This window comes from Pseudomonas sp. SDT291_1_S447 (assembly GCF_054070155.1).
On sequence record NZ_JBSVXS010000198.1, the window covers coordinates 1 to 6,201 of the forward strand.

The 6,201-nt window shown below is 61.3% G+C and carries 4 protein-coding genes; all 4 read left to right on the forward strand.

Annotated features, from left to right (window positions below; translation table 11 throughout):
* Window positions 1–218 precede the first annotated feature (218 nt).
* Genes ACW9IR_RS28340 through ACW9IR_RS28355 form a run of 4 tightly spaced genes read left to right on the forward strand, consistent with a single transcriptional unit; the run spans window position 219 to window position 6,101 of the window.
* Window positions 219–1,472, forward strand: coding sequence for a serine hydroxymethyltransferase (locus ACW9IR_RS28340; RefSeq protein ID WP_007913117.1), 1,254 nt, complete (start codon window positions 219–221; stop codon window positions 1,470–1,472).
* 20 nt (window positions 1,473–1,492) lie between these two features.
* Window positions 1,493–2,743, forward strand: coding sequence for a sarcosine oxidase subunit beta (locus ACW9IR_RS28345; RefSeq protein WP_034155011.1), 1,251 nt, complete (start codon window positions 1,493–1,495; stop codon window positions 2,741–2,743).
* 14 nt (window positions 2,744–2,757) lie between these two features.
* Window positions 2,758–3,087: a sarcosine oxidase subunit delta gene (locus ACW9IR_RS28350; RefSeq protein WP_457465923.1), complete on the forward strand. Its 330-nt coding sequence runs from the start codon at window positions 2,758–2,760 to the stop codon at window positions 3,085–3,087.
* The gene (locus tag ACW9IR_RS28355; protein ID WP_457465924.1) at window positions 3,084–6,101 is read left to right on the forward strand and encodes a sarcosine oxidase subunit alpha; all 3,018 of its coding nucleotides are present in this window, start codon (window positions 3,084–3,086) and stop codon (window positions 6,099–6,101) included. Before ACW9IR_RS28350 ends, ACW9IR_RS28355 begins: the two co-directional genes overlap by 4 nt.
* Window positions 6,102–6,201 lie beyond the last annotated feature (100 nt).

The following is a 6,201-nucleotide window of genomic DNA, read 5'->3' on the forward strand; positions in this document are numbered from 1 at the left end:
TGCTGACCCACCGCCATCGCGAGCAGGCTCACTCCTACAGGGGATCTGTGCAGATTCAACAAGCCATTTCCAGCCATGTCGTAAACGCACCTTTGCGTGGCGCGCGCAGGCATTTGAGCTGTCTGCGCCGGTCATACCATCGGCATCAAAGGGCACTGCCTTCATTGCCAGTGCCTTACCGAGACGAATGGCGCACAGATGCCGCTGGGAGAGACGCGATGTTCAGCAAGCAAGACCAGATCCAGGGTTACGACGATGCACTACTGGCGGCGATGAATGCCGAGGAGCAACGTCAGGAAGATCACATCGAGCTGATCGCGTCGGAGAACTACACCAGCAAACGCGTGATGCAAGCGCAAGGCAGCGGTCTGACCAACAAATACGCCGAAGGCTATCCGGGCAAGCGCTACTACGGCGGCTGCGAGCATGTGGATAAAGTCGAAGCGCTGGCCATCGAACGCGCCAAGCAACTGTTCGGCGCTGATTACGCCAACGTCCAGCCGCACTCCGGCTCGTCCGCCAACAGCGCCGTGTACCTGGCGCTGATCCAGCCGGGCGACACCATCCTCGGCATGAGCCTGGCCCACGGCGGTCACCTGACCCACGGCGCCAAAGTGTCGTCCTCGGGCAAGCTCTACAACGCGGTGCAGTACGGCATCAACACCGACACCGGGCTGATCGATTACGACGAAGTCGAGCGTCTCGCCGTCGAATCCAAGCCGAAAATGATCGTCGCCGGTTTCTCCGCTTATTCGAAGACTCTGGACTTCCCACGCTTCCGTCAAATCGCTGACAAGGTCGGCGCGCTGCTGTTCGTCGACATGGCCCACGTCGCCGGTCTGGTTGCCGCCGGTCTGTACCCGAATCCGCTGCCGTACGCCGACGTCGTTACCACCACCACGCACAAAACCCTGCGTGGCCCACGTGGCGGGCTGATCCTGGCCAAGTCCAACGAAGAGATCGAGAAAAAGCTTAACGCTGCCGTGTTCCCCGGCGCTCAGGGCGGCCCGCTGATGCACGTCATCGCCGGTAAAGCCGTGTGCTTCAAGGAAGCGCTGGAGCCTGGCTTCAAGGCGTATCAGCAACAAGTGATCGACAACGCTCAGGCGATGGCCAGCGTGTTTATCAAACGTGGCTACGATGTAGTGTCCGGCGGTACCGACAACCATTTGTTCCTGGTCAGCCTGATCCGTCAGGGCCTGACCGGCAAAGACGCCGACGCCGCCCTTGGCCGTGCACACATCACCGTCAACAAGAACGCCGTGCCGAACGACCCGCAATCGCCGTTCGTGACCTCGGGCCTGCGCATCGGCACCCCGGCTGTCACCACTCGCGGTTTCAAAGTGACCCAGTGCGAAGTGTTGGCTGGCTGGATCTGCGACATCCTCGACAACCTCGGCGATGCCGATGTCGAGGCCAATGTCGCCCAGCAAGTGTCGGCCCTGTGCGCTGACTTCCCGGTTTACCGCTGAGCGTTCTGGAGTAAATGACTATGCAACGCTATTCGGGCTTCGGCCTCTTCAAACACTCCCTCAGCCACCACGAAAACTGGCAGCGCATGTGGCGCACGCCAACGCCGAAGAAGGTCTACGACGTGGTCATCGTCGGCGGCGGCGGGCACGGTCTGGCGACTGCCTACTATCTTGCCAAAGAGCACGGCATCACCAACGTCGCCGTGGTCGAGAAGGGCTGGCTGGGCGGCGGTAACACCGCGCGCAACACCACCATCGTGCGCTCCAACTACCTGTGGGACGAGTCGGCGCACCTCTACGAACATGCGATGAAATTGTGGGAAGGCCTGTCGCAGGATCTGAACTACAACGTGATGTTCTCCCAGCGTGGCGTCTACAACCTGTGCCACACCCTGCAGGACATTCGTGATTCCGAGCGTCGGGTCAGCGCCAACCGCCTCAATGGCGTCGATGGCGAACTGCTCAACGCCAAGCAAGTCGCTGACGAGATTCCGTACCTCGACTGCTCGAAAAACACCCGCTACCCAGTGTTGGGTGCCACCGTTCAGCGTCGCGGCGGCGTCGCCCGTCACGATGCCGTGGCCTGGGGCTTTGCCCGTGCCGCCGACGCCTTGGGCGTGGACTTGATCCAGCAGACCGAAGTGATCGGTTTCCGCAAGGAAAACGGCGTGTGCATCGGCGTTGAAACCAACAAGGGTTTCATCGGCGCCAAACGCGTCGGCGTGGTCACCGCCGGTAACTCCGGGCACATGGCCAAGCTCGCCGGTTTCCGTCTGCCGATCGAATCCCACCCGCTGCAAGCGCTGGTGTCCGAGCCGATCAAACCGATTATCGACAGCGTGATCATGTCCAACGCCGTGCACGGTTACATCAGCCAGTCCGACAAGGGCGACCTGGTGATCGGCGCCGGTATCGACGGTTACAACGGCTACGGCCAGCGCGGTTCGTACCCGGTGATCGAGCACACCATTCAGGCCATCGTCGAGATGTTCCCGGTGCTGTCGCGCGTACGCATGAACCGTCAGTGGGGCGGCATCGTCGACACCACCCCGGACGCTTGCCCGATCATTTCGAAAACCCCGGTGCCGAACATGTTCTTCAACTGCGGTTGGGGCACCGGCGGTTTCAAAGCCACTCCTGGCTCGGGCAACGTGTTTGCCGCGAGTCTGGCCAAGGGCGAAATGCACCCATTGGCCGCACCTTTCTCCATCGACCGTTTCCACAACGGTGCGTTGATCGATGAACACGGCGCTGCTGCGGTTGCCCACTAACAGGAGAAATCCCCATGTTGCATATCTTCTGTCCTCACTGCGGCGAACTGCGCTCCGAAGAGGAATTCCACGCATCCGGTCAGGCGCACATCCCGCGCCCGCTCGACCCTGGCGCCTGCACCGACGAGGAGTGGGGCGACTATATGTTCTTCCGCGACAACCCGCGCGGTCTGCACCACGAACTGTGGGATCACGTCGCCGGTTGCCGCCAGTACTTCAACGTCACTCGCGACACCGTGACCTACGAGATTCTCGAAACCTACAAGATCGGCACCAAGCCGCAATTCACCGACAAGGCTGATGCTGCAAAAACAGCCACGACGGCGCTGGGAGAGAAGGTATGAGCCAGACCAATCGCCTGTCCAACGGTGGACGGATCGACCGCAACAAAGTGCTGAGCTTCACCTTCAACGGTCAGACCTACAAAGGCTTCGAGGGTGACTCGCTGGCCGCTGCGCTGATCGCCAACGGCGTCGACATCATCGGCCGCAGCTTCAAGTATTCGCGTCCTCGCGGCATCTTTGCTGCCGGTGCCGAAGAGCCGAACGCGGTGCTGCAGATCGGCGCTACTGAAGCCACGCAGATTCCCAACGTGCGCGCCACGCAACAGGCGCTGTATCAAGGTTTGGTCGCGACCAGCACCAACGGCTGGCCGAGCGTCAACAACGACATGATGGGCATCCTCGGCAAGGTCGGCGGCAAGCTGATGCCGCCGGGTTTCTACTACAAAACCTTCATGTACCCGCAATCGTTCTGGATGACTTACGAGAAGTACATTCGCAAGGCAGCCGGTCTGGGCCGTTCGCCGACCGAAGTCGATCCGGACACCTACGACTACATGAACCAGCATTGCGACGTGCTTATCGTCGGCGCTGGCCCTGCCGGTCTCGCCGCTGCCTTGGCCGCTGCGCGCAGCGGTGCCCGAGTGATTCTGGCCGATGAGCAGGAAGAGTTCGGCGGCAGCCTGCTCGACTCACGCGAAAGCCTCGACGGCAAACCGGCGATGGACTGGGTCGCCAGCGTCATCACGGAACTGAAGAACACCCCGGACGTGCTGCTGTTGCCGCGCGCCACGGTCAACGGTTACCACGACCACAACTTCCTGACCATTCACGAACGCCTCACCGATCACCTCGGTGACCGTGCGCCAATCGGTCAGGTGCGCCAGCGCATTCACCGTGTCCGCGCCAAGCGTGTGGTGCTGGCGACCGGTGCTTGCGAACGTCCGCTGGTTTACGGCAACAACGATGTGCCGGGCAACATGCTCGCCGGTGCGGTGTCGACTTACGTGCGTCGCTACGGCGTAGCGCCGGGCAAGAAGCTCGTTCTGTCGACCAATAACGATCATGCCTATCGCGTGGCACTGGATTGGCTCGATGCCAGTCTGCAAGTGGTGGCCATCGCCGATGCGCGCAGCAATCCGCGTGGTGCGCTGGTAGAAGAAGCGCGTGCCAAAGGTATCCGCATCCTCACCGGCAGCGCCGTGATCGAAGCCCGTGGCAGCAAGCGCGTGACTGCTGCCCGCGTGGCGGCGATTGATGTTAAAGCGCACGCCGTGACCAGTCCTGGCGAGTGGCTCGACTGCGATGTGGTTGCTAGTTCCGGCGGTTACAGCCCGGTCGTTCACTTGGCTTCGCACCTTGGTGGCAAGCCGACCTGGCGCGAAGACATCCTCGGTTTCGTACCGGGCGAAGCACCGCAGAAACGCGTGTGCGTCGGTGGCATCAACGGCGTTTACGGTCTCGGCGATTCGTTGGCTGACGGTTTTGAAGGTGGCGTGCGTGCTGCCGCTGAAGCCGGTTTCCAGACCGTCGAAGGCGTGCTGCCGAAAGCCCTCAGCCGTCACGAAGAACCGACGCTGGCGCTGTTCCAGGTGCCGCATGAAAAGAACACCGCACGGGCGCCGAAGCAATTCGTCGACCTGCAAAACGACGTGACCGCTGCAGCGATTGAACTGGCAACCCGCGAAGGTTTCGAGTCGGTCGAGCACGTCAAACGCTATACCGCGCTGGGCTTCGGCACCGATCAGGGCAAGCTCGGCAACGTCAACGGTCTGGCCATCGCCGCGCGCTCGCTGAACGTGACCATCCCGCAGATGGGCACCACGATGTTCCGCCCGAACTACACACCGGTAACTTTCGGCGCGGTCGCCGGTCGTCACTGTGGGCACATCTTCGAACCGGTGCGTCACACCGCGCTGCATGCCTGGCATGTGAAGAATGGCGCCGAGTTTGAAGACGTCGGTCAGTGGAAACGTCCATGGTACTTCCCGAAAAACGGTGAAGACCTGCATACCGCTGTGAAGCGCGAATGCAAAGCCGTGCGCGACAGCGTCGGCCTGCTCGATGCCTCGACCCTCGGCAAGATCGACATTCAAGGCCCGGATGCCCGCGAGTTCCTCAACCGCGTGTACACCAACGCCTGGACCAAACTCGACGTGGGCAAGGCTCGCTACGGTTTGATGTGCAAAGAAGACGGCATGGTCTTCGACGACGGTGTGACGGCGTGCCTGGCGGACAACCATTTCGTCATGACCACCACCACCGGCGGCGCGGCTCGCGTGCTGCAATGGCTGGAACTGTACCACCAGACCGAATGGCCGGACATGAAGGTCTACTTCACTTCCGTCACCGACCACTGGGCGACCATGACTCTGTCCGGGCCGAACAGCCGCAAGCTGCTCAGCGCCGTGACTGACATTGATCTGAGCAACGAAGCCTTCCCGTTTATGACCTGGAAAGAAGGTCTGGTCGGCGATGTGCCGGCGCGGGTGTTCCGCATCTCGTTCACCGGTGAGCTGTCGTACGAAGTCAACGTGCAGGCCGACTACGCAATGGGCGTGCTGGAGAAAATCGTCGAGGCCGGCAAGCAGTACAACCTGACCCCGTACGGCACCGAAACCATGCACGTCCTGCGTGCCGAGAAGGGTTTCATCATCGTTGGTCAGGACACTGACGGCTCGATGACCCCGGACGACCTGAACATGGGCTGGTGCGTCGGTCGCACCAAACCGTTCTCGTGGATCGGTCAGCGTGGCATGAACCGTGAAGACTGCGTGAAAGATCAGCGTAAGCAACTGGTCGGTCTGAAGCCGATCGATCCGAACGTCTGGCTGCCGGAGGGCGCACAACTGGTGTTCAACACCAAGCAGACGATTCCGATGACCATGGTTGGCCACGTGACTTCCAGCTACGCGCACAACTCCCTCGGTTATTCGTTTGCCATGGGTGTGGTCAAGGGCGGTTTGAAGCGCCTCGGTGAGCGGGTGTTTGCACCGCTGGCCGATGGCAGCGTGATCGAGGCGGAAATCGTTTCTTCGGTGTTCTTTGATCCGAAGGGGGATCGGCAGAACATCTGACAGCTTCGGGCCCTGTGGGGTGGCGGATATCGCCTTCGCGAGCAAGCTCGCTCCCACAGGTTTCGGGTTGTTAATGGGATTTGTGTCAGGCATCAGTCCA